The sequence below is a fragment of the Blautia caecimuris genome, from assembly GCF_024622975.1.
GTDB lineage: Bacteria > Bacillota > Clostridia > Lachnospirales > Lachnospiraceae > Blautia_A > Blautia_A caecimuris.
In genome coordinates this window covers 1-21,387 of sequence record NZ_JANJZT010000035.1, presented here as the reverse complement: position 1 = coordinate 21,387, position 21,387 = coordinate 1, and the positions used below count along the sequence as shown (strand labels likewise).

22 protein-coding genes and 1 pseudogene are annotated in these 21,387 nt (G+C 46.4%); 16 read left to right on the top strand and 7 right to left on the bottom strand.

Going from position 1 to position 21,387, the window contains the following annotated elements:
- Nucleotides 1–3 precede the first annotated feature (3 nt).
- Together ligA and NSA57_RS16570 are read right to left on the bottom strand one after the other, a co-directional pair.
- Nucleotides 4–1,974, bottom strand: a complete 1,971-nt coding sequence (ligA, locus tag NSA57_RS16575) for an NAD-dependent DNA ligase LigA (protein ID WP_257465488.1) — start codon at nt 1,972–1,974, stop codon at nt 4–6.
- Between the two features lie 85 nt (nt 1,975–2,059).
- Nucleotides 2,060–2,725: pseudogene (locus NSA57_RS16570) on the bottom strand (pseudouridine synthase); the annotation flags it as partial.
- Nucleotides 2,726–2,844: 119 nt separating this feature from the next.
- Here NSA57_RS16570 and NSA57_RS16565 point away from each other — a divergent pair.
- From NSA57_RS16565 to NSA57_RS16490, 16 genes are all read left to right on the top strand, one after another.
- A complete protein-coding gene (locus tag NSA57_RS16565) occupies nt 2,845–4,098 on the top strand; it encodes a polysaccharide deacetylase family protein (protein WP_138270658.1) in 1,254 nt (417 codons plus the stop codon).
- Nucleotides 4,099–4,861: 763 nt separating this feature from the next.
- Nucleotides 4,862–5,701 (top strand): putative sodium/potassium/calcium exchanger, encoded by an 840-nt coding sequence (locus NSA57_RS16560; protein ID WP_257465487.1) that lies wholly within the window; start codon nt 4,862–4,864, stop codon nt 5,699–5,701.
- Between the two features lie 39 nt (nt 5,702–5,740).
- Nucleotides 5,741–5,896, top strand: coding sequence for a hypothetical protein (locus NSA57_RS16555; protein ID WP_173752447.1), 156 nt, complete (start codon nt 5,741–5,743; stop codon nt 5,894–5,896).
- A 25-nt stretch (nt 5,897–5,921) separates the two neighbouring features.
- On the top strand, nt 5,922–6,851 hold the full coding sequence (locus NSA57_RS16550) for an efflux RND transporter periplasmic adaptor subunit (RefSeq protein WP_257465486.1): 930 nt from the start codon (nt 5,922–5,924) through the stop codon (nt 6,849–6,851).
- 381 nt (nt 6,852–7,232) lie between these two features.
- On the top strand, nt 7,233–8,303 hold the full coding sequence (locus NSA57_RS16545; protein ID WP_257465485.1) for an AAA family ATPase: 1,071 nt from the start codon (nt 7,233–7,235) through the stop codon (nt 8,301–8,303).
- A gap of 316 nt (nt 8,304–8,619) precedes the next feature.
- Nucleotides 8,620–9,585, top strand: coding sequence for a MobV family relaxase (gene mobV / locus NSA57_RS16540; RefSeq protein ID WP_257465484.1), 966 nt, complete (start codon nt 8,620–8,622; stop codon nt 9,583–9,585).
- Nucleotides 9,586–9,593: 8 nt separating this feature from the next.
- Complete coding sequence (locus NSA57_RS16535; RefSeq protein ID WP_257465483.1) at nt 9,594–10,448, top strand: ParB/RepB/Spo0J family partition protein; 855 nt, start codon at nt 9,594–9,596, stop codon at nt 10,446–10,448.
- Nucleotides 10,449–10,513: 65 nt separating this feature from the next.
- Entirely contained in the window at nt 10,514–10,738 is a 225-nt protein-coding gene (locus NSA57_RS16530; protein ID WP_257465482.1) for a YdbC family protein, read from the top strand.
- Nucleotides 10,739–10,805: 67 nt separating this feature from the next.
- Nucleotides 10,806–10,997 carry a hypothetical protein gene (locus tag NSA57_RS16525; RefSeq protein WP_257465481.1) on the top strand — a complete coding sequence of 64 codons (192 nt, stop codon included), beginning with the start codon at nt 10,806–10,808 and terminating at the stop codon, nt 10,995–10,997.
- Nucleotides 10,998–12,686, top strand: a complete 1,689-nt coding sequence (locus NSA57_RS16520; RefSeq protein WP_257465480.1) for a recombinase family protein — start codon at nt 10,998–11,000, stop codon at nt 12,684–12,686. It begins immediately after the preceding gene.
- Nucleotides 12,661–12,831, top strand: coding sequence for a hypothetical protein (locus NSA57_RS16515; RefSeq protein ID WP_016306737.1), 171 nt, complete (start codon nt 12,661–12,663; stop codon nt 12,829–12,831). The genes NSA57_RS16520 and NSA57_RS16515 overlap by 26 nt, the downstream gene beginning before the upstream one ends.
- Nucleotides 12,832–12,838: 7 nt before the next feature.
- Complete coding sequence (locus NSA57_RS16510; RefSeq protein ID WP_129182109.1) at nt 12,839–13,213, top strand: TnpV protein; 375 nt, start codon at nt 12,839–12,841, stop codon at nt 13,211–13,213.
- 128 nt (nt 13,214–13,341) lie between these two features.
- Nucleotides 13,342–13,953: a TetR/AcrR family transcriptional regulator gene (locus NSA57_RS16505; protein ID WP_129182107.1), complete on the top strand. Its 612-nt coding sequence runs from the start codon at nt 13,342–13,344 to the stop codon at nt 13,951–13,953.
- A 5-nt stretch (nt 13,954–13,958) separates the two neighbouring features.
- A complete protein-coding gene (locus NSA57_RS16500; protein ID WP_129182105.1) occupies nt 13,959–14,786 on the top strand; it encodes an alpha/beta fold hydrolase in 828 nt (275 codons plus the stop codon).
- Nucleotides 14,773–15,510 (top strand): alpha/beta fold hydrolase, encoded by a 738-nt coding sequence (locus NSA57_RS16495; RefSeq protein WP_129182103.1) that lies wholly within the window; start codon nt 14,773–14,775, stop codon nt 15,508–15,510. Before NSA57_RS16500 ends, NSA57_RS16495 begins: the two co-directional genes overlap by 14 nt.
- The gene (locus NSA57_RS16490; protein WP_129182101.1) at nt 15,507–15,707 is read left to right on the top strand and encodes a cysteine-rich KTR domain-containing protein; all 201 of its coding nucleotides are present in this window, start codon (nt 15,507–15,509) and stop codon (nt 15,705–15,707) included. Before NSA57_RS16495 ends, NSA57_RS16490 begins: the two co-directional genes overlap by 4 nt.
- A 387-nt stretch (nt 15,708–16,094) precedes the next feature.
- Here NSA57_RS16490 and NSA57_RS16485 read toward each other — a convergent pair whose 3' ends face one another.
- The 5 genes from NSA57_RS16485 to NSA57_RS16465 all read right to left on the bottom strand — a co-directional run bounded on the left by NSA57_RS16485 (nt 16,095) and on the right by NSA57_RS16465 (nt 20,723).
- The gene (locus tag NSA57_RS16485; protein WP_257465479.1) at nt 16,095–17,795 is read right to left on the bottom strand and encodes a recombinase family protein; all 1,701 of its coding nucleotides are present in this window, start codon (nt 17,793–17,795) and stop codon (nt 16,095–16,097) included.
- Between the two features lie 85 nt (nt 17,796–17,880).
- Complete coding sequence (locus NSA57_RS16480; protein ID WP_257465478.1) at nt 17,881–18,165, bottom strand: TnpW family protein; 285 nt, start codon at nt 18,163–18,165, stop codon at nt 17,881–17,883.
- Nucleotides 18,166–18,174: 9 nt separating this feature from the next.
- Nucleotides 18,175–19,071: a ParB/RepB/Spo0J family partition protein gene (locus tag NSA57_RS16475; RefSeq protein WP_257465477.1), complete on the bottom strand. Its 897-nt coding sequence runs from the start codon at nt 19,069–19,071 to the stop codon at nt 18,175–18,177.
- Nucleotides 19,068–20,420 (bottom strand): relaxase/mobilization nuclease domain-containing protein, encoded by a 1,353-nt coding sequence (locus NSA57_RS16470; protein ID WP_257465476.1) that lies wholly within the window; start codon nt 20,418–20,420, stop codon nt 19,068–19,070. Before NSA57_RS16470 ends, NSA57_RS16475 begins: the two co-directional genes overlap by 4 nt.
- Nucleotides 20,421–20,723: a plasmid mobilization protein gene (locus tag NSA57_RS16465; RefSeq protein ID WP_217957969.1), complete on the bottom strand. Its 303-nt coding sequence runs from the start codon at nt 20,721–20,723 to the stop codon at nt 20,421–20,423.
- Between the last annotated feature and the right edge of the window lie 664 nt (nt 20,724–21,387).

The window sequence follows — 21,387 nt, the reverse complement described above, 5'->3', positions numbered from 1 at the left end:
TACTTATTCTGCCTGAAAATCTCCCTTTGTAAGACTCAGGAAATCCTCTTCGGACAGAATGGGGATTCCAAGCTCTTTTGCCTTTTTATTTTTTGATGAGCCGGATGTTTTGTCATTGTTGATCAGATAGTTTGTCTTTTTTGTAACAGAACCGGTTACTTTTCCTCCAAGAGATTCAATGAGAGCTTTTGCCTCGTTTCTGTTGGAAAAATGCTCCAGGCTGCCTGTGATCACGAAGGTCATTCCTTCAAAGGTCTGATCTTTGGGCGCCTCTTCTTTTTCAATAGTAAGGTGGCTGATCAGATGATCCAGTTTTTTGTTGTTCTCTTCAATCTGGAAATAGGAAACAAGATTTCCTGCAATCACAGGGCCGATGCCGTCAATGGCGCTGACTTCATCCGAATCTGCATGGCGGATGGCTTCCAGGTCATAATCAAAATGGCGGCAGATCACTTTTGCATTGGCAAGGCCGATATTGGCGATTCCAAGACTGTAAATGACTTTTGCCAGAGTGGTGGTTTTTGCTTTTTCCAGACTTTCTGTAAGATTGTTAAAGGACTTTTCTCCGAAACCATCCATGGCTACAATTTCATCTCTGTATTTTTCTATTTCAAAAATATCTCCGAAATCATGGATAAATCCTCTGGCAATAAACTTTTCCAGGGTCGCCTCGGAAAGACCGTCAATATTCATGGCGTCTCTGCTTACAAAAAGAGTAAATGCTTTGATCTTTTTTGCGGTACAGTCGGGATTCATACAGTACAGCGCCTCTACATCGTTTTCTTTCATGATCTGCGCTTTTTTGCCGCACACCGGACAGATGTCCGGAATTTCCAGATGGCTGCTTCTGGTAAGATTTTCTGCAATCTGAGGGATGATCATATTGGCCTTATATACCTGGATCGTATCTCCGATGCCAAGTTCCAGTTCCCGGAGAATACTTACGTTGTGCACACTGGCGCGGCTTACCGTAGTTCCTTCCAGTTCTACAGGGTCAAATACTGCAATAGGATTGATAAGACCGGTTCTGGAAGGACTCCATTCAATTTCCCTTAAGGTTGTTTCCCGGATCTCGTCTGCCCATTTAAAAGCAAAAGCGTTTCTCGGGAACTTTGACGTTGAACCCAGAGAATCTCCGTAGGAGATATTATCATAAAGCGCTACCAGACCGTCGGAAGGGAAATCGTTTTGTGCAACTGCGGATGAAAAATAATCCATTGCCTCATCCAGCGTTTCGCCTGTGACAACCCGATATTCTACGGTTTCAAAGCCCTGACTTTTCAGCCATTCCATCTGGTATTCTCTTGAATTGTGCATATCAACATCCTGAGCAGATACAAGTGAAAATGCATAAAAGCGTACGTTGCGCCGGGCAGTGATCTGATTATTCAGCTGCCGGACAGAACCGCTGCAGAGATTTCTGGGATTTTTATATTTTGCGTCAACATCTTCGATAGAGTCATTAATACGTTCAAAATCAGAGTAAGTGATAATTGCTTCTCCCCGAAGCACCATACGGCCCTGAAAGGCAATTTTCAGAGGAATGTTGCGGAATACTTTTGCATTGTTTGTAATGACCTCGCCAACTACTCCGTTTCCTCTGGTGACGGCTTTCTGAAGAGCACCGTTTTCATAGGTGAGCACAATAGTCAGTCCGTCCATTTTCCAGGACAGAAGGGTTTTATGGCTTCCGATAAATTCACGGAGCGCTTCTCTGTCTTTTGTTTTATCCAGAGAGAGCATGGGGGTTTCATGAGTTTCTTTTGGAAGAAAATCTACTGCTTCATACCCTACGTTTACGGTGGGGCTGTCGGCCAGAACAATTCCGGTTTCCTGCTCCATTTTTACCAGCTGGTCGTACAGAGCGTCGTACTCCCTGTTGTCCATGATCTCCCTGTCTTCCTGATAATAGGCTTTTGCCGCCTTGTTTAATTTTTTTACCAGCTCTTTCATCTGCTGCAGGGCTGTTTCCATAATGACCTCCTGTAATTGTTTCATTTGATGAATTTTTTAGCATTTGCGTCAGTTCCTGCCATTCTTCAGGCCGGATCTCTCTGAATTCGCCCGGTTTCAGTCCGTCCAGAGTAAGATTCATAATCCTTACCCGCTTCAGAGTCCGGACTTTATAGCCGAAATAAGAGCACATTCTCCGGATCTGCCTGTTAAGACCCTGGGTGAGAACAATGCGGAAACTGTATTTTCCTGTTTTTTCAACTACGCATTTCCGGGTAACGGTATCCAGGATGGGAACGCCCTCTGACATATGTCGGATAAACGGAGCAGTAACCTCCCGGTCTACAGTAACCAGATATTCTTTTTCGTGAAAATTTCCTGCCCGCATAATGCGGTTGACAAGATCGCCCTGATTGGTCAGGAGAAGAAGCCCCTGGGAATCTTTGTCCAGCCTGCCTACAGGGTAGATCCTTATGGGATACTGAAGATACTCAGTTACCGTTGTTTCCTGGCGCTGTTTTTTTGTGCTGCACACAATTCCCTCTGGTTTATAAAAAAGAAGAAGAACCTGTTTGTTTTCTGCTGAAACAGGTTTTCCGTCCAGACAGACCCGGGCATCGGCAGGAATTTTTTCTCCTGTAGCTATCACTTTTCCGTTGACCGTGATCCTTCCGGCATCTGTGTACTGGTCTGCTTCCCGTCTGGAGCAGATTCCTGCGCTGCTCAGGTATTTATTGATTCTGATGTTTTCTGTAATTGTTTTTTTATCCATTGTTTCATTATATTATTTTTCTGATTTATTGGCAACAATCAAATAGAGGCCAGGGTTGTATTTTTTTGTCGCATATTGTATGATAGGAACTGACAGCATAAAAAGAAGGAGGAAATCATATGCCGGATCGCAACAGGCGGACAAATCTTTTGCTGCTTCTGGTTATGGTTCTTATCTGTACAGGCTGCGCCCTTCTGTTTCGTCAGTCAACAGCGTACCCTTCGAAGGTAGAAGGAGGAACTGTTCGGCTGTTTGCTTCCGAAGATACCGAAAAGCCGGAAGCAGATAACGGCAGCAGTAAAACAGACGTTTCTGAATCTGAGGAAAAGGTTTCACCTGCAGCCACTCCAACAGCTACACCAGTGCCGTTTGAAGTTTCGCCGGAAGCAGAAAAAGGGGTGTGGACTTCCAGCGGAAGCAACTGGATGTTTATGGTAGACGGACAGGCGTATACAGGCTGGCTTACAGATACAGATGGAAAGCGTTATTTTTTTGACAGCAGTGGGATTATGAAAACCGGATGGGTGGATGACGGCGGTAAACGGTATTTTATGGATCTGGACGGTATTATGCAGACCGGATTTATTACCACAGAAGGAAAAAGCTATGAGCTTCTGTCTGACGGTTCCCTGAAGGGCTACAAAGCCGCTGAAAAGAAAGCAGATAATAAAAAAACGCCGGAGCAGACAAAAGCGCCGGAAAAAGAAGCCTCCCGCAAAGAGGCTTCTGATTCGCAGAAGAAGAAATCGCAAAAGAAAAAATATATAGCCCTGACCTTTGATGACGGGCCCAGTTCGTTTACTGACCGGCTTCTGGACTGTCTGGAGGCTAATAATGCCAAAGCCACTTTTTTTATGGTTGGGAAGGAAATTGAATATTTTTCCGACCAGGTAAAGAGGATGGAAACTCTGGGATGCGAACTGGGAAATCATACCTATTCTCATACAGATCTTGCCACACTGGCGCCGGAAGATATGTCGGCTGAGATCGCAGGAGTGGATGAGCTTTTGACAGAGCTTACCGGTCATGGGGCTACTGTGGTGCGCCCGCCCTATGGCTCTGTGAATTCATCTGTAAAAGAAACGGTGGGAACTCCTATGATCCTGTGGTCCATTGACACACTGGACTGGGAGAGCCAGGATCCTCAGAAGATTGTAGATACCACGCTTTCTCAGGTGGAGGACGGATCCATTATTCTTATGCATGATATTTTCAGCACCACTGTGGATGCGGCAGAGATCCTGATCCCCCAGTTAAAAAAGCAGGGATATGAAATGGTAACGGTTCATGAGCTGGCAAAAAGAAACGGGATCCAGCTGGGGACAGGGACTACATACAGTGATCTGAAAAAGCTGGATTCAAATCTGGTCTGACATTCAGAAATATTACAGGGATGAGTATAATTTATTCCTGAGCATGGAGAAATATCTGCAGAACCATCTGTGGTTCCTGCACAGTTCCAGAGGATCTGGCACGAATACCAAAGCCCAACAGTTTATGAGAAGCTATAAGAGAAAACAGGTGCAGGCCATAATGTTTAGGATTTTTGAAAGCATTGAATATTTCTGCCAATGCATGAGCAGATCTGTTTTGATGCGTCTGGAAAAAACGGCGAATATATTTGACAGAGTGTCCGGAATATTTTGATAAAGAAAACCGGAATACAAGGAGAATGATCTTATGAAAATACGTTTTATCCGACATGGAGATCCAGATTATGGAAATAATACACTGTCAGAAAAAGGAAGAAAAGAGGCATAGCTTCTGGCAAAAACAGCGCACAGCCCTGCGCTTGTTCCCACCTCAGCTACAAAGGTTGTTACTGAAGAAAGGGAACAGGGGATTGCATATTTTCGGGGGATTCGCCTGGGAGACAGTTCTTATCTGTATGCGGGAAACCAGGAGCCATCCTTTGCATGCAGATTTGCGAGCTGTTTGGAAATAAAGAACAGAGACATTAATGAAAAAACTTCATAATAAAATAACATAGAACCCTGTGAGGATTTTGAGATTACACAAAATTTTCACAGGTTTTTTTAAGTTTAATTAAGGTAAGTCCCCTATACTTGGAAATTGTTACAGGAAACAGAGATGATTTTCGGTGAGAAGAATCTCTAAAATGAAGGGAGTTTTATTATGAAAAACAGACAGGCAGCAATATTGACAGGAATGTTTTTGTGTATGGCAGCAGTTACCGGCTGCGGAAGTAATACAGAGACGCAGGCGGCAAAACAGCAGGGAAGCGGAATCGAAGACACAGCAGCAGAAAATACAGCAGCAGAAGGCGATGATGAGAAAACGGACGGGAAAACAGGAAAAACGGAAGAACAAAATAAAGAAAATCAGATTTTCGGTAAGATTGTTTCGGTATCTGAGGACTTCATTACAATTTCTGTAGAATCTGCTCCGGTAAATGGAACAGAAGATGGAAAAGAAAATTCCGGCACAGAAGAGACAGGAGAAGAACAGACTATTGCTCTTACAGAAAATACGGTGATCCGAAAACAGACTATGGGACAGCCTGGCGGAGAAGCGTCGGAGATGCCTGAAGGGGAAGCACCGGAAAATGGCGGGGCTTCGGAACAGCCGGAAGAAGTATCGGAAAACGGTGGAACATCGGAACAGCCGGAAGAAGTATCGGAAAACGGTGGAACATCGGAACAGCCGGAAAAACCGGAGGGAGAAGCTCCGGCTCAGGAAGCAGGAGAAGAAATCGTCTGGTCAGATCTAAAAGAAGGCGACATGGCAGTTATTATTTTGGATGAGGATGGAAATGCAGAATCAGTCAGCATCATGGAAGGAGATATGGGGCAGCCGGGAGATGACCAGTCACAGCGGTCGGAAGAATATCAGGCAGAGACCGCATATACTGATGGCACTGAGACAGCCGACACTGAAACAGCCGATACTGAGACGGACAACGCTGAAACAGATGACAATGAGGCGGACGATGCTGAGACAGAAGGCGAAGTCTAGATCTCTGAAAGGATAATCACAGGTGAAGAAGGCAAAGCAGTGATCATTCAGAGAACAGATGGAGCTGTTTATGCAGAGGACGACAGTGACCATGTAGTGACTACAGTGGTTTATGAAGATAGTGCAGACTGTTCCGGAGCATCCTCCACAGTGGAATGGAGAGCCTGTGAAACAAAAAATCCGGAAAAACTGTAAAAGTAAAAAAATCAGCAGGAGGACAATGATGAAACTCAGAAAGGAAAGAAGTGAAAACGGAAGCTTTTTCAGAAAAAGAAAGGTTTCCGGAAAAAAGAAGATTGTCATAGGCACAGCAGTTGTCCTTACTGTATCTGTGGCAGCCGGCGGGGTATACTGGAGATATCAGTCCGGAAAGAGACCGTCTGCACCTGAAAAAACAGTACAGGCAACAAAGGCGACGGCAGAAATCAGCTCCATATCAAATACAATCGTGGGAACGGGAAATCTGGAAGCAGACACTCCGGTTTCCCTGAAGATTCCCTCAGGAATCACTATTTCAGAGGTAAAGGTAGAAAGCGGCGATCACGTTTCCAGCGGGGATGTGCTGGCAGAAGTAGATTCTTCTTCTGTTTATGAGGCAATGGAAGAGGTACAGGAAAAAATCGAAGCGCTGGACGAACAGATTGCAGACTTACAGGAGGATACAGATGAGGAGACCATTTCTGCTTCTATAGACGGTCGTATGAAAAAAATATATATAGGCCAGGGAGAAGATATAACCTCCTGTATGCTGGAGCATGGAGCACTTCTTGTTCTTTCTGCAGACGGAAAAATGGCTGTGGATCTGGCAGATCCTGCTACCGTTCCATCAGAAGAAGATACGGTGACTGTAACTCTGTCTTCCGGAACGCAGATAGAAGGAACAGTAGAAAAGGTATCTGATGATGGATGTACCATTACTATGACGGACAGCGGAGTGGGCCTTGGAGATACTGCCACAGTAACAGATGAGAAAGGAAACAGTATTGGCACAGGAACCATCTATATCCACCAGCCGCTGCAGGTAACAGGAACTGCAGGAAGTATTTCTGAGGTCAATTTCCATTTGAGAACACGGGCAGATACGCCCCTTTTACGAACTGAATACCAAACTTGCAACAAGCACTTGTTACTGACCGAGAAAAGCGGTTAAGCGGCAGGTGCTTTTGCTTTTTCAAAAAATCAGAATACCATGTCTAAAAACATATCCCCCTATGGGCTGTTGGGTGAGAGGTCAAAACCTCCCGCCCTTTTTGATTGCCGCAAAACGATAGCGATAGATTTGCTCCTTGAAAATTCCATAGCAGCCGCCAGAGGGATACCTGCCGCAACGGACAGCAGAGCCACGATATGAGCCTGCCCGTTGCTCAATCCGTGCATAGCACTGACAGAGAAAACGCCGCTTTGAAAAAGCGTGGAACTGTATGGACTGGCTGTGTTACATACCCTTGCTTCATTGCAGGGGTAAATCTATTCAAGGAGGTCATGCCTATGTGCAGTAAAACCAAACGAAAATGCCGAAAGGAGGAAGCCTATGCAGAAGCTGAATCTGGTGGAAGCGGAAACGCTCCTTTATGAGCCGCTTGAAAAGCCGTCCTTTGTGGTGGACGGTCTTATCCCCACGGGCTTGTCGCTGTTCTGCGGCTCACAGAAAATCGGTAAGAGCTGGCTCATGCTCAAGCTCTGCCTTTGCGTGTCGCAGGGGCTTCCCCTGTGGGACATGCCGACAAAGGAGGGCGATGTGCTGTACCTCTGTCTGGAGGATACCTTTTTCCGCATACAGGACAGATTATTCCGTCTGACCGATGAAGCAAACAGGAAGCTCCATTTCGCCGTGGCGAGCTGCAAGCTCTCGGACGGTCTGATGGTACAGCTTGAGGACTATCTGAAAGTATATCCCGACAGCAGGCTCATTGTCATTGATACGCTGCAAAAGATACGCACCGCTTCCAAAGACAACGCCTACGCCAACGATTACGGCGATATATCGCTGATAAAGGACTTTGCCGACAGGCATTCCCTTTCGGTGGTGGTCGTCCACCATATCCGCAAGCAGAACGACAGCGATGTGTTCAACAAGGTGTCTGGCACGACAGGTCTGACGGGGAGTGCGGACGCTACCTTTGTTCTGGAAAAGGAGAGCCGTGCGTCCGATACCGCAAAGCTGTTTGTGACGGGCAGGGATATCGAATATCAAGAGCTGACGCTCCGCTTCCGTGATTGCAGTTGGGAGCTTGTGGAGCGCAGGGAGCAGGCGGAGCTTGCGAGGGAAGCCGTGCCGCCCGTCCTTTTTCGGCTGGTGGAGTTTATGCGGGACAAAGCGGAGTGGTCGGGGACGGCAACGGAGCTTCTGTCTGCTATGGGGGAAAGCGGGGATTTATCCACGGTCATCACGAAATGGCTCAACGAGTACCGCACAACCTTTCTGAGCGAGAACGGCATTTGCTATGGATACCGCCGAAAGCGGTACGGCAGGCAGATTGTGCTTACGATGGGCGGTGACAGCCGTGACAGGTGTGACAGCGATATTGGGATGCCCTCCCATGCTGTCACGGCTGACGGTGATACCGCCGTTCTTTTATCCGAAGCGCAGAGCGGAGGATAAAGCAGGGCGCAGCCCTGCCAGAAGGGAGTCCAGAGGGAACGGCTGGCACACGACTTTGCGGAGCAAAGTGTAGTGTGTTACACCCTGTAAACGCAGTCGGAAAAATCGGAGGATTTTTCTGACCGCAGGGGTGGATTTACGAGCCGAAGGAGGGCGAGGAAATCCCACGCCTGCACCTTGCGTTTACGGGGTGTTCTCCCGCAGGGTGACAGCGGCAGGGGTATCCCAAAATACCCGTCACACCTGTCACGGCTGTCACCCTGCGGGCAGGGCTTACGCTCTGCACAGACAAAAATGAAAGGAAGGAATGAGAGAAATGCCCTATGCAATCCTGCGCTTTCAGAAGCGCAAGGCGGGCGGCGTGGCGGCTTGTGAACGCCACAATGAACGCAGAAAAGAAGCCTACAAGAGCAATCCAGATATTGATATGGGACGCTCTAAAGAGAATTATCACCTTGTACCGCCGCCCCGCTACACCTACAAGAAAGAGATTAACCGCATGATAGCGGAGGCAGGCTGCAAGGTGCGGCGTGACAGCGTGATGATGGTGGAAACCCTTATCACCGCTTCGCCCGAATTTATGAACAGCTTACCGCCCGAAGAACAAAAACTGTATTTCCAGACAGCTCTTGACTTTGTTTCGGAGCGTGTCGGCAGGCAGAATATCCTCTCCGCTGTGGTGCATATGGACGAGAAAACGCCCCATATGCACCTTTCCTTTTGCCCGATTACGCCCGATGGGAAGCTGTCGGCAAAAGTCCTTTTAGGCAACCAGAAATCCTTGTCCGAGTGGCAGACCGCCTACCATGAGCGGATGTCCGCACGGTGGAGCGGGCTTGAACGGGGGCAGTCCTCGATGGAGACAAAGCGGAAGCATATCCCCACATGGCTCTTTAAACTGGGCGGCAGGCTGGATAAGCAGTACGGGGAAATCGTCAACGCCCTGTCGGATATCAACGCCTTTAACGCAGGGAAAAAGCGGGACAAGGCTCTGGAGCTTCTAGCGGCGTGGCTTCCCGATGTGGAGAAATTCTCAAAGGAAATCGGGAAACAGCAGGCGTATATTGACAGCTTGAAAGCGAAAATCGGGCAGGAAGCCGATTACGCCGAGCGTATGCGGGATGGGAAGTATGCGGAGGAATTAAAGGTACAGCAGGCAAACCGAAAGATATTTGAGCTTCAGCGCACAAACGCCCAGATGGAACGCCTGCTCTCCAAAATCCCGCCCGAAGTGTTGGCGGAGATACAGAAACCGAACAGGAATAAATCAAAGGAAAGGTAGGAAACAGATTGAAAAAACAGGATTTTACCGTATTGAAGATAGTGGATTTGCACCCGTTCCCCGACAATCCGTTCCGTGTTGTGGAGGATGAAATGTTGATGGAGCTTGCGGAGAGCATTAAGGAGTTCGGCATGGTAACGCCTATCATCACCCGCCCGATGGAGGACGGGAACGGCTATGAGGTGATTGCGGGGCAGCGGCGTGTCCGTGCCTGTGAGCTTGCAGGGATAGATACCGTCCCTGCTTTTGTTTTGCCCTTAGACCGTGACAGGGCGATTATCACCCTTGTGGACAGCAATATCCAGAGGGAAAATATCCTCCCATCGGAGCGTGCGTTTGCCTATAAGATGAAACTGGAAGCGATGAAACGGCAGGGCTTCCGCACGGATTTAACTTCTCCCCAACTTGGGCAGAAGTTGACTTCGGTGGAGCAGCTTGCCCAGAAATCCCCCAACAGCCGCACCCAGATACAAAGGTTTATCCGTCTTACGGAGCTGATACCGCCGATTTTACAGATGGTGGACGATGGAAAAATCGCCCTCACGCCTGCGGCGGAGCTGTCCTTTCTGAAAAAAGATGAGCAGGAAAACCTGCTTGTCACGATGGAGAGCGAGGAAGCAACGCCCTCACTCTCACAGGCACAGCGGATGAAACAGTTAAGCCAAAGCGGGCGGCTCGATATGGATACCATCTTTGCGATTATGACCGAGGAAAAGGGAAACCAGAAAGAAACGGTGAAAATCGGCATGGAGAAGCTGAGAAAATACTTCCCCAAAGGCACAACGCCGAAGCAGATGGAGGACATCATCATCAAGCTTTTGGAGAGTGAATTGCAGAGAAAACGGAACAGGGACAGCCGATAATCTTCTCTTTTCGGGTGGTAAATGCAGAGTATTCAAGCAGAGAAAAAACAGAACGGAGGCAGAAAATGAAAGATATTCAGTATGAAATCGTAAAGGAAATCGCCGTGCTGTCTACGGGCGAAAGCGGCTATACAAAAGAAATCAACCTTATCTCTTGGAACGGGAAAGAGCCGAAGTATGATATACGTAGCTTCTCCCCCAACCGTGAGAAATGCGGCAAGGGCGTTACGCTGACCGAAGCGGAAGCGGAAAAGCTCCTTGCGGCATTGGAAAAAGTGCTGTCGGAGTGATTCTTTTATCTGGATGGGGAGCGTTTTCGGACGCTCCTTTTCCTTTTTGGAGGGAGGATATATGCCTATGGCAAAAGCGGTACAACGCCCGAAGATAACGGTGCAGGCAGTCTATTCGGGCGGCGGGAATATGCGGGAGATATTCATTTCCCTGCTTGTGGACGAGGTGCGGCGGGGGAAATGCCCTGTCCGCACCTTTGAAATTGTGAAAGAACCAGAATACAATTTAAGCACAACAACAGAAAAGGAGGCGGGCTGAATGGGTATTTTAAGGACAGCCCTCTACTGCCGCCTGTCGAAAGACGATATGGCGCAGGGGGACAGCGAGAGCATTAAAACGCAGAAAGCAATGCTCACGCAGTATGCAAAGGAACACGGCTTTATGGTGGTGGAGGTCTATGTGGACGACGGATTCAGCGGTTTGAATTTCGAGCGTCCAGACTTCAACCGTATGCTTGATGACATTGAAGCGGGGAAGATTGATGTGGTAATCACAAAGGATTTATCCCGTCTGGGGCGTGACCATCTAAAGGTCGGGCATTTCACGGAGATTTATTTCCCGATGAAGAATGTGCGGTATATCGCCGTCAACGACTGCGTGGATACCGCCAGCAAGAACAACGATATTGCTGCCCTGAAGAATGTCATAAACGAATTTTACAGCAGGGACAATTCAAGGAAAATCCGTTCTTCCATACGGGCGAGGGCAAAGGCGGGGCTTTACCGCACTGCCTTTAACCCTATCGGCTACCGCAAAGCCCCCGACAACCATAACAGGCTGATTGTGGATACGGAAACGGCATGGATTGTTAAGCGTATCTTTGAGCTTGCTAATGCAGGCATGGGGGCGCACAAAATCGCTAAGACTTTCCGAGAGGAACAAGTCCCCTCCCCCTCTTGGTGGCTGTACTCTCGTGGGGAAAAGGACTATTCCGAACGGTTTGAAAATCCCGCCAACAAATACGAATGGTCGCACACGGTCATACAGAATATTATTAAAAATCCGTTGTATCTTGGACACACGATTATGTGCAAGAAAGAGATTGTATTTAAGGTGGGGGTTTATAAAAATGTTCCCGAAGCAGACCAGATACGGGTGGAAAACACCCATGAGCCGCTTGTGTCGCAGGAGGTTTTTGACGGGGCGAACGCAAAGGTTTTGAGCCGCAGGCGGGATACCACGGATAATTTCGTATCCCCTTTTTCGGGGCTTGTGAAGTGCGGCTCCTGCGGCAAGGCATTGGGCTTGCGGTATTGGGGCAAGGACAGGCACCGTATTTATATCTGCACCACCTACGCCCATAATTCAAAAGCCTGCTCAGACCACCGTATTTTCTACGAGGATTTATACAATGCCGTCCTTGCCGATATCCAGTACCATGCCCGCCTTGCCTATGAGGACAGGGACAGAGCGGTGGCTCTGGCGGTAAAGATGAACACAAAGGCGGACGGGAGCAGGGGGAAATCCAACGAAAGCAGGCTGAAGCAGGCGAAGAAACGCTATGACGAAGTGACGAGGTTATTCGACAGGCTTTATGAGGATTCCCTTTCGGGGCGTATCTCTAATGACAACTTTGCCCGTCTGATTGACAAGTACCAGACGGAGCAGGAACAGCTTTTAGGGCAGATACAGAGCCTTGAAAACGCCTTGCAGGAGGTCAAGGACAGCCAGACTAATGCGGTGCAGTGGGCGGCTCTGATGGCGGAATATGTGGGGATACAGGAACTGACCGCCGAAAACCTCAATCTCTTGGTGGAGCGCATTGAGGTGTTTGACCGCACACAAACCGAAGCAGGAACAGAGCAGGCAATTAAAATCTGTTACCGCTTCGGCGGTTACATAGGGGAACGCCGCTTCAAGGCAAAGGTTTTAAGGAATACGGGCGGCTGGGAGATGCGCCGCAGAAAAGAGGGGAAAGACGATGGAAAAGTATCATTTGTATCTTGATGAAACGGAGCGGCGGGTGATAATCCTCTGCCTAAACGATTTCCGAAACAAGCTGATTGCAGAGGGCAGGTATACGGACTGTGTTGACGAATTGATTATCAAGTTCGCCCATGCAAAGACGGTCAAATTAAAAATACGGAGGTAGAAAGACGATGGAAAAGACAATTTTTGAGGAACTGGGCGGCAGATACGAGCGGCAGGGGGATTACCTTATCCCCTGCATTGCCTTACCTGCCGAAAAGGAACAGCCGATTGGCTTATTCGGGCGGCGGCACTTGGACTATCTGAAACAGCACCGCAGGGTTACATACACAAATCTTCTCACAAGCGGCAGGCTCAATTCCTACCTTGCCGACATTGACAGGCAGGCGCAGGAACGCCTTGAACGGCTCATAGAGGGCATGAAGCAGGCGCAGGGTATCACGGAACAGCTAAAGGCTGAAAACGCCTTAGAATGGGTCGGGAGGATGAATAACATACGGGCTTGTGCGATGGAGATTGTGAATACTGAAATCATTTACGCATAGGCGGCATAGCGGCAGAGGGTTAAAGCTCTGTTGCTATTTTTTTAATTTTAACAATAGTCTTCTCAAAAACGGTCAACGGATATATAATATACTTGCATTAACCGTTGCGGTCAATAAGGAGAATGTATATGAATGACAAGTTTTTCAAACTTCCATTAGAAAAACAGCGGCGTATTATAAACGCTGCTTACAAAGTGTTTTCAGAAAACAGCTATAAAAAAGCCCCAATGTCGGAAATTGCAGACGAGAGCGGTATTTCAAAAGCATTGCTTTTTCACTATTTTACTAACAAAAAGGAATTATATATGTACTTGTGGATGAACGCTATTGAGATGACAAGGAAAGCGGTTACAGAATACAAAACTTTGGAAACAGATGACTTTTTTGAAATGCTGAAAAGAAGCCTATTATCAAAGTGTTCGCTTATGCGTGATTATCCGCATTTATATGCTTTTTCGCTAAGAGCATATTATGAAACGGCTCCAGAAATACACAAGTCCATTCAAGAAAACTTTAATGATGTTAGCAAGGCAAGTGAAATGATAGTGTTTGAGAAAATAGATATATCAAAATTTCGGAAAGATATTGATATAAAAACAATGTATGCTGAAATCTTTTATGCTGTCGATGGATATATGCTGAAAAAATATCGTTTAAATTGTATTATACCAGATGAAATTGAGAAAGAAATTATTATTTTAATTGATTTTTGGAAAAAGGTTTATACGCAGGAGGTGTGAACAAAATGCAGCATAAAACAATTTTGTCACAAGGCGGAACTGTACATTATTGGATTGCCAGAAATGACAATGTATCAGACTGTATTGTTTTTACGCATGGAGTAACCGCAGACCATACTATGTTTGAAAAGCAGATACCCTACTTTTCAGATAATTACACAATCATCTTATGGGATGTTCCTATGCATGGATTGTCGAAACCATATCAGAAATTCACTTATCAAGATACAGCAGAAATATTACATAGCATATTGCAGAAAGAGAACATTCAAAAAACATTTTTAGTGGGTATGTCTATGGGCGGCTATCCAAGTCAACATTTTGCTGCTTTGTATCCTGATATGGTAAAAGGATTTGTGGCGTTAGATACAACGCCATTGGGACTTAAATATTACTCAAAATCAGACTTGTGGTGGCTGAAGCAGGTTGTTCCTATGGCAAAATGCTTTACAACAAATCTTTTACGAAAGAGCATGGCATTGTCAGTATCAGAGAGCCGCTATTCCTATCAAAAAATGTTGTCTATGTTAAAGCCGCTGTCTAAAGCAGAAATTATCCAGCAAATGCGGATTGCATATGAATATTTTATTGTAGAAAATAAAGATGTTAATTTTTCGTTCCCCATATTGATATTGGTGGGTGAGAAAGACAGCACAGGCAAGGTTAAGGCATATTGCAAAGAATGGGCAAAGCAAACAGGTTATCCTTTGCATTTTATAAAACAGGCAAAGCATTTTGCCAATGGAGATAATCCAGAGCAAGTAAACAAGGAAATAGAAAAATTTATTATTGAAACTGTTCACAAAGAAAGGAAAAATTATGCTGTATTATGATGAATATGGAAGCAAGGAAAATCCGACTATCATGCTTCTGCATGGGGCGGGTGCGCTTGATACATTTTGTAGGCAGTATTGCTTTTCTGATAAATACCATCTTATTGTACCTCACTTAGCAGGTGCAGGAAAGGCGGCTACTGAGATTTATGAGCCAGAAAAGACCGTAGAGGAACTCTTTGCGCTCATTAAAACCCTACATAAAAAACGGATCGGCGTAATCGGTCATTCGCTTGGAGGTCAGATTGCAATAATGCTTGTCAGCAAGCAGCCCGAATTATTTGACTTTGCCGTATTTTTAAGCGCATGGGTAAATCCCAAGCCGAATACAATTCGGATGTACTGTTCTCTTGCAGGTTTATCCGCAAAAATGCTACATTGGAGATGGTTAGTGCAATTTCAAGGGAAATATTGGAATTACACAAAAAAACAAGCCGATAATATGGCAGAATATTCAAAACAGATTACTCCGCAGGTGTATGACTCATTCTTTTCCAATACATTAGATTTATCAAAGTTACCTGAATATCAAGCAGTAACGATACCTATGTTGGCGATTTGTGGGAGTAAGGAAGTCAGAGATATGAAAACTTCTCTTACATTACTTGCTCAAAATCCAAACTGTCAAACAATGATATTACAAGGAGCAAACCACGACTTTCCAATGCGTAATGCCAAGCAACTTAATCCAATGCTTGAAAAATTTATATCGGAGTGCTTATGAAACAACAAACAGAATGGATACGCTGTCCTATCTGTGGCAGCAAAACCCGTGACAAAATTAGAGAAGATACCATTCTGAAAAACTTTCCTCTCTACTGTCCGAAGTGCAAACGGGAAACTCTGATTGAAGTAAAGGATTTACAAGTAACCGTCATCAAAGAGCCAGACGCTTTAGACGCAGAGCCGATGAATGAGTGAGCAATCACCGTTTGTCGGCTCTTTCCTTTTTACACAGGCAGGACAAGTCCACCTAATAAAAAAACGATGTGCGGGTGGGCTGATTTGTTATGCTTGAATTACCCTCCGACTTCGCTTTTGAAGTTTGGAGGGATTTCTTTTGCCTGCAAGCGGCTTTCATCTGTATTTACATATACCCTACCGAGGATGGACGGATAACCTGTTAAAAAAATCCTTGTCGCCACATGGGGGCTTCCTGCCCTACAAGTAGAAGTAAAATCTCTACATAATAGAAATAAATTCTCCTTAAACCGTAAAGGTGTGACAGCCTTTGCTGTCGCCAGATAAGGATGTTTTTATGTAGGATACAGTGTAACTCTATAAAAGGGATTACACCGTATCCGTTTGTTACGCCACAAATTTGAAGTCCTGCGGGTTGTTCCGTATTTCTTCCATCGTGGCAAGGATTTCTTTCTCCGTGGGAATATCTATCATACCCACCGCCGTAAAATAAATGTCTACCTTCACATGGCTGTGACCGCTGGATTTGTCGCTGTTGTGGACTTCGATACGCTCAATCAGCGAATTGACAAGCGTAGGGGTAAGCTCCTTAATGTCGGTCATTTCCCGCAAAGTGCGTAAGACAAGCCTTAAATCCATTACCCGCTGTTCGGCGTTCTGCAAGGTCTGGCGGTTTTCTTCCACTTCCTGCGTTAATGCTTTCTGTTCCTTTTCGTAGTTCTGAAGCATTTTCGCAAACCGTTCGTCGGAGAGGATGCCGCCTGCGTTCTGTTCAAATACCTTTTCAATCAGCCTGTCGATTTCCGCTATCCGCTTTGTGCCGTTCTCAACAGCCTGCTGAAGTTTTTGGTATTTCTTCTGCCGCATGGCGTTGTTTTTCTTTGCCAGCAGATACAGGAATACCGGCTCATAACAGCGTACAAAATCGGATAAGTCGCTGACAGCTTCCAGCACAAGCTGTTCAAGGACAATGTCACGGATATAGTGCATGGCGCAATTCCCTCTGCCGGATTTATATTGGGAACAGCGGAAATGCTCCTGTTTTCGTTTCATGCTCTTGGCGGCTACAAAGTGCATTTTCGATTTGCAGTCATAGCAGTAGAGCAGCCCCGAAAAAAGGCTCGTCCTGCCGGTTTTCGTCGGTCTGCGCTTGTGTTTACGAAGTTCCTGCACCCTCAGCCATTGTTCCTCGGAGATGATGGCTTCCTGCATGTCGGGTATGATTTGGTAATCTTCCTCGCTGTGCTGGATTCTCTTATGGACTTTGTAACTGACGGTAGTGCTTTTGAAATTGACGGCGCAGCCGGTGTACTGCCTGTTTTCAAGGATATAGCCAACGGTCGCCTGTTCCCACCCGCAAGGGTTTTTGGGGACTTTCTGCGCATGTTTCCTGCTGATGGATTCAAAATAGGCGGCAGGGGAGAGTATCTTTTCCTCCTCAAGCTGTCTTGCAATCTGCATCGGGCCTTTCCCCGCAAGGCACAGGGCAAAAATCTTCCTTACGGTTTGCGCCGCCGGTTCGTCGATTACCCATTGTTTCGGGTTATCTTCCGATTTTTTGTACCCATAGGGTACGATAGAAGCGATACGCTCGCCGTGTTCCGCTTTGGACTGCCACACCGCACGGATTTTCTTAGAGGTCTGCGCCGCATACCATTCGTTGAAAATATTGTGGAAGGGCATCATCTCCACGCCGTCGCCGGTCAAAGTGTCCACACGCTCCTGTATGGCGATAAAACGGATACCCAGCGATGGGTACACCACCTGTGTAAGCCTGCCCATTTCCACCTGCTCACGCCCGAAACGGGAAAGGTCTTTGACGATAATCGTGCCGATTTCACCGTTTTCCGCCATACGCTCCATACGCATAAAATTCGGTCTTTGGAAGGTCGTGCCGCTGATTCCATCATCCACAAAAAACATAGTATTTGCATAACCGTTCTTCTTTGCATAATCAGAAAGTATCTGCTTTTGATTGGTGATACTGTTGGATTCCTCGTCTTTATTATCATCGTCAACCGACAGCCTGCAATACAAAGCTGTGATTTTTTCTTCAGTCTGCCCGTTTATTTTCGTTGCTGTTGTCATGATTTTTTGCTCCTTTCCGACAACTGGGCATAGCAAAGGCAAGATTATCTTACCATACCCAGTTATCTTTTTCCAATGTGCAATATTAAACCAGCTTTTCGGACAATATCAGTTCTTTAAACTGCTCCAATACGCTTTGTTTTCCTTTTTTGCTGAAATGGGTATTGACCTCGTAGGTCGTGCCGCCAATTTTAAGGGAAAACTCGTTTTCACCGCTGAAACGCACTAGTTTTCTGCTTTCAATGCGGATATCGGGACTATGGGGCAGTATTTCCTGCGATAAATTGATTTTCTCATTTTCATCTATCGGCTCAGGCGGTAGCATATAGACTGCATTTGGGTTGACTGTAAAGGTTTCTAATTTTTTCATAATGCTACCTTACCTTTCCTCACGGCTTCTGCGGCTTCGTTCCAGTTTTCTGTTGTACTCATAAAGGAGCTTCAGAATCGTGTCCGTCATCTGCTTCTGCGTAAAGTTTTTCGGGAAAAATCCCTTTAAATCCTGTACTTTAAAGCTGATACGTTCGGTCTGGTTGGCTTTTTCCTCTGACATGATTTCATAAATACTATCCGAGGAAAGAGTATTCTGCTGAGCCTGTTTCTTCATGCGGATACTCTGTGCGTGTGAGGGTGTGCAGTCGTTCAGGCTCATTGCGTCAAGCAGTATTTTCTGCTGTTCTTTGGAGAGGTAGGACAACTCCACAGCGGGGCTGAGTGCGATAATGCCCTCGTCAACCTTGTTAAGCAGTTTGGGGATAAGATAAGTCAGACGGATATAGCGGAACACTTGGTCACGGCTCTCATTCTGCGATTTTCCGATTTCGGCGGCGGTATCCGACTTTGTCGCAAGTTGCGACAAAGTTAAATCCGTTCTCCTGCCCTGTGCTTTCATTGCATCCATTTTCATTTTGTAGGCAAAGGCTTTTTCACTTGGGAGCAGCCTTTCACGGTGCAGGTTGCTGTCTACAACCGCAATCATCGCTTCGTTTCGGTCAAGGGGATAAATTAAAGCAGGCACTTCGGAAAGCCCTGCTTTTATGGCGGCGTGTAAACGCCTGTGTCCGCTTATCACTTCATATTCATCTGTGCTTTCAATCGTCCTGACAATCAGCGGTGAGATAATCCCCTGTGCATTTATACTCTCGGCGAGCTTATCCATATCTTCATCATCCAGTACTTTAAAAGGATGTCCCTCAAAAGTACGGAGTTTATCTACTTGGATATTCGCCGCCTTTTTCTTCGGCGGGTTCTTGGTTTTAATTTCTGTATTTGTCATCGTGTATACCTTCTTTCCTTATTTTTGGATATAACGGCGGTTTCCGCCTGCCGTTCGGCTTCAATTACTTCTTTCAGCTTCGGTATTTTTTCAAGGACAGCCTTTGCAAGGGACAATTCCGCCCGCAGAGGTTTTATCTTGGCGGAGATTTCCCTTGCCTGCGCATTCAATTCCCCGCTTTTCTTATGGCGGTTGCGGTTGTAAACTGACTGCCTTTCTTTTTCCAATGCGCCGATTTGCTTCCGCTTTTCTTCGATAAAAGAAACAAGCTCCTGCGGGGAATCAATGTTGTTCTTACATAAGAACTTGTATTCTTTTAGCGTTTTATCTAATTTTACAATTTCCTGCCGCATGGCGGGGGAGAGCGGACGGGGAGTTTCGGGGGCAATATTGTTTCCCGTAACCAGCCTGCAAAGTTCAGTCACAAGGGCGAAAAGTATCTGTATGCCGTCCATGCGCTGTATTTTACGGTACTCGATTTCAAGCGTAAGGAGCGGCGTATATTTTGGCTTGTGGAATGGGACATAGCCGATATGCCGCTGGTTGTCAAGCAGCCTTACCCTGATTGCTTCGGGCGTGTATTCTTTTCCAAGCCGGTCTAAGCGGACTGCCCTCTGCCAGCCTGTCCCTTTTACAGAATAATGGGCGAAGTTTTCATCACGGCAGATTTCATAGCCCATATCCTTTAAACGGATTTCAAAGGCTTTGAAATTGGCGGACTGGGCAAGGGCGGCGTCAATATCTGCTTTCAAAATCTCCCGATGCGACAGCCCGCCGTTTTGTTTCCGCCAGTATTCTTTTTTGCTTTTGCCATAAAACTCTGCGTCTTTGAGAATGCCCTTTCCATGTTCCAGACATACGGCGTCGGAGATTTCCCGCAGGCGGTAGTGGTCGGAGATATGGTTTTCAAATTTCCTGCTCGTCTTAAAGGAGACGGAATTTACAACAAAATGATTATGGACATTATCTGTGTTAAGGTGTGTGGTAACAACAACTTCATACTCGTTTCCCCACATCCGCCTTGCGGTTTCCAGCCCGATTTTGTGCGCTTCTTCGGGCGTGGCTTCGCCGGTCTGGAAGCTCTGGTAGCCGTGGTACGCTACATTTCCGCCCATTTTCCCGAAGCGTTTTTTTGTTGCCGTCATACGCTCATATGCCCGCTTTGCGTTGCAGTTGATGCCGCTGACATACATACGCTCATCGGTCTTTTTGTCATTGGAAACATACCGCAGAGCGGCATATAAATCGCTGTCCATATACTTTTTATCAATGGTTTTGTCGGGATTCTCCGCATAGTCAATCACTTCCTTCAGCCTGTCTTTGACAGGCCAGAAGCCGGTAGTTGCCATTTATACCACCGCCTTTTCTTTTTGAGGGAGGATTAACTCGGCTGTGATTCCATCAATCAAGGCAATTATTTTTTCTTCCGTGTCCGCTGTAATTTTGCCTTCGACAGCGACGCAGAGTTCATCTAGCTTATCGTTAAAAGAGGAAAATGCTTCGGGCAGGACGGCTCTCGGCATATACCCCAAAGCACGCTGGCGGAGATACTCTGACACGGAAAGCCCGCACTTTTTGGCATTGCGCTCAATGATAGTTTTCTCTTTTTCGCTCACTCGGATAAACAGATTTTTATTCTTGGCTTCGTTCATAACATCAGTCCTTTCTTTGATTTTGTAAATGGGTTTTAGGGTGTCCCTAAAGAACAATCGGCTCTTAAAGCCGGTTGGAGTGGAAACTGTCAATACAGTTTCCCTGCTTGCTACGGTATGCGACACTCTTTCTGCCGCATACGGTCTCTTGTTTTCCGCCGGTCTGTCTGAATGTCGTTTTTCTGTCCCTGCCCCATCTTAGGTGGCGTTGTTTCGCTTACTCTCCGAAAAAAGAGGTTATCGCAAAATCATATCCCATCCAGCCGGTCATTCAGTTGTAACCGGCATTTGGGCAGCAAAAAAGCCGGCACATCAATGTGTACCGACCAATACAAAAGGATAGACTTATCCCTTGCGGTTTTGGTTTCACAATGATGTAACCGGCTTTGAGATTCAAAGTCGAAACTGTCTGTTACGCTTATCTGTTGCCGACAGTTCAAAGCAGTTTCAGAAGCGGCGGCATTTACTTTTCGCATACCGCAGGCGTGTACGGCGTAAAGCCGTCCTATTAAATTCTGTGAAGATATGTAATTGGTTGTGATTCTCCTAAAAGAGTATTTTATTATACTGAATGAAATAAGTGTTTGTTGCAAATTCCGGCTCATCTGACCACGCATTCCGCTAAGAACTGATCAGTCTTTCCGGATGTAACTGAACGCGTTTC

Coding starts and splice junctions, on each gene's coding strand:
- NSA57_RS16490 (WP_129182101.1), top strand. CDS start 15,507: ATGAAACAACAAACAGAATGGATACGCTGTCCTATCTGTGGCAGCAAA.
- NSA57_RS16505 (WP_129182107.1), top strand. CDS start 13,342: ATGAATGACAAGTTTTTCAAACTTCCATTAGAAAAACAGCGGCGTATT.
- NSA57_RS16530 (WP_257465482.1), top strand. CDS start 10,514: ATGAAAGATATTCAGTATGAAATCGTAAAGGAAATCGCCGTGCTGTCT.
- NSA57_RS16475 (WP_257465477.1), bottom strand. CDS start 19,071: ATGACAAATACAGAAATTAAAACCAAGAACCCGCCGAAGAAAAAGGCG.
- NSA57_RS16560 (WP_257465487.1), top strand. CDS start 4,862: ATGAAAAACAGACAGGCAGCAATATTGACAGGAATGTTTTTGTGTATG.
- NSA57_RS16500 (WP_129182105.1), top strand. CDS start 13,959: ATGCAGCATAAAACAATTTTGTCACAAGGCGGAACTGTACATTATTGG.
- NSA57_RS16485 (WP_257465479.1), bottom strand. CDS start 17,795: ATGACAACAGCAACGAAAATAAACGGGCAGACTGAAGAAAAAATCACA.
- mobV (WP_257465484.1), top strand. CDS start 8,620: ATGCCCTATGCAATCCTGCGCTTTCAGAAGCGCAAGGCGGGCGGCGTG.
- NSA57_RS16465 (WP_217957969.1), bottom strand. CDS start 20,723: ATGAACGAAGCCAAGAATAAAAATCTGTTTATCCGAGTGAGCGAAAAA.
- NSA57_RS16515 (WP_016306737.1), top strand. CDS start 12,661: ATGGAAAAGTATCATTTGTATCTTGATGAAACGGAGCGGCGGGTGATA.
- NSA57_RS16545 (WP_257465485.1), top strand. CDS start 7,233: ATGCAGAAGCTGAATCTGGTGGAAGCGGAAACGCTCCTTTATGAGCCG.
- NSA57_RS16525 (WP_257465481.1), top strand. CDS start 10,806: ATGGCAAAAGCGGTACAACGCCCGAAGATAACGGTGCAGGCAGTCTAT.
- NSA57_RS16480 (WP_257465478.1), bottom strand. CDS start 18,165: ATGAAAAAATTAGAAACCTTTACAGTCAACCCAAATGCAGTCTATATG.
- NSA57_RS16510 (WP_129182109.1), top strand. CDS start 12,839: ATGGAAAAGACAATTTTTGAGGAACTGGGCGGCAGATACGAGCGGCAG.
- NSA57_RS16520 (WP_257465480.1), top strand. CDS start 10,998: ATGGGTATTTTAAGGACAGCCCTCTACTGCCGCCTGTCGAAAGACGAT.
- ligA (WP_257465488.1), bottom strand. CDS start 1,974: ATGGAAACAGCCCTGCAGCAGATGAAAGAGCTGGTAAAAAAATTAAAC.
- NSA57_RS16470 (WP_257465476.1), bottom strand. CDS start 20,420: ATGGCAACTACCGGCTTCTGGCCTGTCAAAGACAGGCTGAAGGAAGTG.
- NSA57_RS16550 (WP_257465486.1), top strand. CDS start 5,922: ATGATGAAACTCAGAAAGGAAAGAAGTGAAAACGGAAGCTTTTTCAGA.
- NSA57_RS16495 (WP_129182103.1), top strand. CDS start 14,773: ATGCTGTATTATGATGAATATGGAAGCAAGGAAAATCCGACTATCATG.
- NSA57_RS16565 (WP_138270658.1), top strand. CDS start 2,845: ATGCCGGATCGCAACAGGCGGACAAATCTTTTGCTGCTTCTGGTTATG.